The sequence below is a fragment of the Mesorhizobium sp. M7A.F.Ca.AU.002.02.1.1 genome, from assembly GCF_003998535.1.
GTDB classification, from domain to species: Bacteria; Pseudomonadota; Alphaproteobacteria; order Rhizobiales; family Rhizobiaceae; genus Mesorhizobium; species Mesorhizobium ciceri.
The window spans coordinates 1-3,357 of sequence record NZ_RZPB01000664.1 but is presented as its reverse complement, the minus strand read 5'-3'; the positions used below and the strand labels follow the sequence as shown (position 1 = coordinate 3,357).

Sequence of the window (3,357 nt, the reverse complement as noted above, 5' to 3'; positions counted from 1 at the left end):
GGCCTTCTCAGCCTTTCGGGCTGAGGTCGACGCCGAACCATTCTTGAGACGTGGCCGCCAACGTGCCGTCGGCTACCATCTCGGCGAGCGCCTTGTTGAGAAGGGCCTGCAGTTCCGGCTCGTTCTTGCGGATGCCGAGGCAGACATTGGTTGCCATGATGCCGCCAACCAGCAGCGGTCCGCTGGTCACAAGCGCGCCATTGCTCTTCGACGCGCGGTCGCGCGCGAACACGATGTTGTCGAACTGGCCGTCTAGTCGCCCGCTCTCGAGATCGAGCTGAACCTGTTCGGAGGAATTGCAGGTCTTGACCTCGCGACATCGCCGAAATTCTGCTGAATGAAGGTCAACTGGCTGGTCGAGAGGGATGCACCCAGCGTCTTGTCTTCAGACCTTCCTTGAGATCGGCGACGGCCTTCTTGCCTTCTTCGGTGTCGGTGGATATCTTGCGACTATCGTTGTGCAGTTCAGTCACCGCCATCGTTCGGAGTAGAAGTAATATTGCCGCTGCCATATCGTTCGAGTCTGCCGGCACACTTCCCGCTTTGGTAAAATCACGACGATGCCCACGCCAAACCGGAATGTCCGCTCTTTAGGGTCGCAGCCCGAAGCGCCCGTCCGCTTGCGTGAAGAGTTTCGGGCGCCGGCAGGCGTACGAAAGTCCCCGAGGAAGGAACCCGTGGGCCACAGTCGATGGCTATGGGGATTTCGATTTTGCGGCTGGTGTCGGCGATGGCGCGACCGCCGCCGGCAAGCGGCGGGTTTGATGCGGACGGACCGTTTCGCCTTTCAGCCACGTGGTATTGTCGGCTCGTCGCGCGGCCAGGCGCGACCCGTTCCGATGAGTTCGGCTGGGCGGCGACATCGGCGAGGCGAAAGCGGATGGCTTTGCCATCGTCGATGAGGAACTAGAACTCGGCCTGCGCTCGGTCGCCGTGCCGATCGTCGACCGGCAGAACGCACGGTCGTGGCCATCAACGTCTCGACCCAGTCGGCCCGTTTCTCGGTCGCGGAGATGGAGCGGGAACTCCTGCCGGCACTGCTGGAGGCAAAGAGCGCATTGAGGATTTTTTCGTGGTGTGATGGTCGAACAAGCACAAGAACCGAGTAAAAGGTTATGCGTAGATGAGAATGACCTCTCTACACCAAGCGCTCACATAAACTGTCCAGCTGATGCTGTACGCCGGAAACGGCCATCCAATGGTGACCCTCAGGAGCTACGACCCTCTATAAATCCCTTAAGGAATGCCGCGAGCGAACGCTCAAGAGTCGGAGAGGGATAACCACCCTCCTGAACTATCAGGGTCGGTCGCGACAGCGCCCCCAGCATTTTCCCCATTCGGTGAAACCCACTTTCGTCCACAGCCATACAGGCAAAGGGGTCCGCTTGGGAGGCGTCCAAACCAAGAGCGACAACCAGGATATCCGGCGAGAATTGCCGCGCCGCGTCGCAACTTTTTGCCGCGGCAGCCAAATAGACCTCGCTGCCACTCATCAGTGGCACTGGCAGGTTTAGATTGTATCCTTCACCAACTCCGGCGCCGACCTCATCGGCATATCCGGCGTAGTAAGGGTAGAGCCAGGCCGGATCGCCGTGCATCGATACCGTGAGTACATCGCATCTGTGGTAGAAAATGGCCTGAGTGCCATTGCCGTGGTGCACGTCCACGTCGATGATTGCCACACGCGCGCCTTTTGACGCGGCCCAGTTGGCCGCGATCGCGGTGTTGTTCAGGTAGCAGAAGCCGGCTGCCTGATCGCGGTAGGCGTGGTGGCCAGGCGGCCGGCAAAGCGCATACATTGCCTTTTCTCCCGCCAGCACCCGCACCATGGCATCGAGTGCCGTGTTGGCGCTGGCGCGCGCTGCTTCCCAAGTGCCTTCGACCAACACGCAGCTGGCGTCGGCTTGGTAGAAGCCCGCCCGGCCAAGCAAATCTTCTGGCAGGCGGCCCATATGCCGGCTGGGATGGACGCTCGATCGCAGTTCTGAACCGTTCCCTGGCACTGCCCGCCACGTCTCGAAACCGGTCTGCAGGAAGGCGAGATAGTCGCGATCATGGATTGCCGCGATGCCGTCCAGCGCGTGTTCACGGGGAGGCTGGACGGCGACGCCTGCCGTTTGCAGGCCGGCAAGCAGCGCCGTGATCCTTTCGGGTTGCTCGGGGTTCGGTTTCAGCACGCCGCCGGCAATGCGGGTGAGCGGCCGATGCAAGTGTTGCCGCTCGTCGAAGATGGCAAGCATGGGAGCTAATGATCCTCGGCGATGCTGCCGTCACGACGACGGACGAACTGGGCGGCGATCAGAACGATAATCGACAGGATCACCAGCATCGAGGAGATCGCCGCCACCGTGGGGTCGACCTGGTCGCGTATGTTGGCGAACATGCGCTTGGTCAGCGTCGAGGTCGCGCCACTGGAGATGAAGGGCGAAACGACCACTTCGTCGAAGGAAGTGATGAAGGCAAACAGCATACCCGAAATCACGGAAATGCGAATCTGCGGCAAGGTCACGGTCAGGAAGGCGCGCACCGGCGACGCGCCCAGGCTGCGCGCCGCGCGCTCCAGATTGATGTCGAAGCTCGCCAAGCCGTTGCTGACGGCAATGATCACGAACGGGATGGCGAGCGTCGTGTGCGCCAGCACCAGGCCGGTCAGCGTGTTGTTGAGGCCGAGCCGCGAATACACGAAGAAGGGGTCGGAACAAGAGCAGTGCGAAATCGTACGCTAAGGGCGAAAGGATCATGAACTCTTCTGTAGTGCTGCTATGCAGCATCCGATCCCTGTGGATTGCCCTCGCAGGGCACCAGTTTTGATTTCTTCGCCTGACCGACTCGACGACGCTCCCGGCACATTGGTCGTGGATGGAGTTGGGCGATGGGTAAACGGAGGCTTCTCAAGGTTCAGGATCGACAGAGACTTTTCGATATACCAACCGATGAGGACGGCCTCATCCGACACTATTCGTTGTCGTCGGCTGACAGGCTTGAGATTGGACTTCGCAGACGGGAACACAATCAGTTCGGATTTGCCGTTCAGCTCTGCCTGATGCGATATCCAGGCCGGGTGTTATCGACCGACTAAACTCCGCCTCGCGCAATGCTAAAGTACGTTGCTGAGCAGATTGGCGCCGACGCTGGAAAGTTTGCGCTCTATGCACGCCGTGAAGAAACGCGTCGCGATCATATTGCTCGCTTGATGGTTTATCTGGCCGCGCGGAGCGCGACGGGGCAAGACCGTAGAGCTGCGCTGCTGGCTGCAATTCAAGCGGCCACGACGTCCGACGACGGTGGCGCGATAGCGAGTGCCACTGTCGCCATGTTTCGTGAACGCGGATCTCTTTTGCCAGCGATCGACACGAT

4 protein-coding genes and 2 pseudogenes are annotated in these 3,357 nt (G+C 60.3%); 2 read left to right on the top strand and 4 right to left on the bottom strand.

Annotated elements, in window-relative coordinates:
• Nucleotides 1-7: 7 nt before the first annotated feature.
• Entirely contained in the window at nucleotides 8-367 is a 360-nt protein-coding gene (locus tag EN879_RS28995) for a transporter substrate-binding domain-containing protein (protein WP_082826736.1), read from the bottom strand.
• Nucleotides 345-473 (bottom strand): hypothetical protein, encoded by a 129-nt coding sequence (locus EN879_RS40685; RefSeq protein WP_280142001.1) that lies wholly within the window; start codon nucleotides 471-473, stop codon nucleotides 345-347. The genes EN879_RS28995 and EN879_RS40685 overlap by 23 nt, the downstream gene beginning before the upstream one ends.
• Before the next feature lie 388 nt (nucleotides 474-861).
• Here EN879_RS40685 and EN879_RS28990 point away from each other — a divergent pair.
• Nucleotides 862-1,081, top strand: a pseudogene (locus EN879_RS28990) (IclR family transcriptional regulator C-terminal domain-containing protein); the annotation flags it as partial.
• Nucleotides 1,082-1,208: 127 nt separating this feature from the next.
• Here the strand turns inward: EN879_RS28990 and EN879_RS28985 are convergent.
• Entirely contained in the window at nucleotides 1,209-2,240 is a 1,032-nt protein-coding gene (locus EN879_RS28985; protein WP_063170518.1) for a histone deacetylase family protein, read from the bottom strand.
• A 5-nt stretch (nucleotides 2,241-2,245) separates the two neighbouring features.
• Entirely contained in the window at nucleotides 2,246-2,683 is a 438-nt protein-coding gene (locus EN879_RS28980; protein ID WP_063170517.1) for an ABC transporter permease subunit, read from the bottom strand.
• A gap of 189 nt (nucleotides 2,684-2,872) precedes the next feature.
• On the opposite strand from EN879_RS28980, the pseudogene EN879_RS28975 reads away from it, so the two are divergent.
• Nucleotides 2,873-3,357: pseudogene (locus EN879_RS28975) on the top strand (DUF4158 domain-containing protein); the annotation flags it as partial.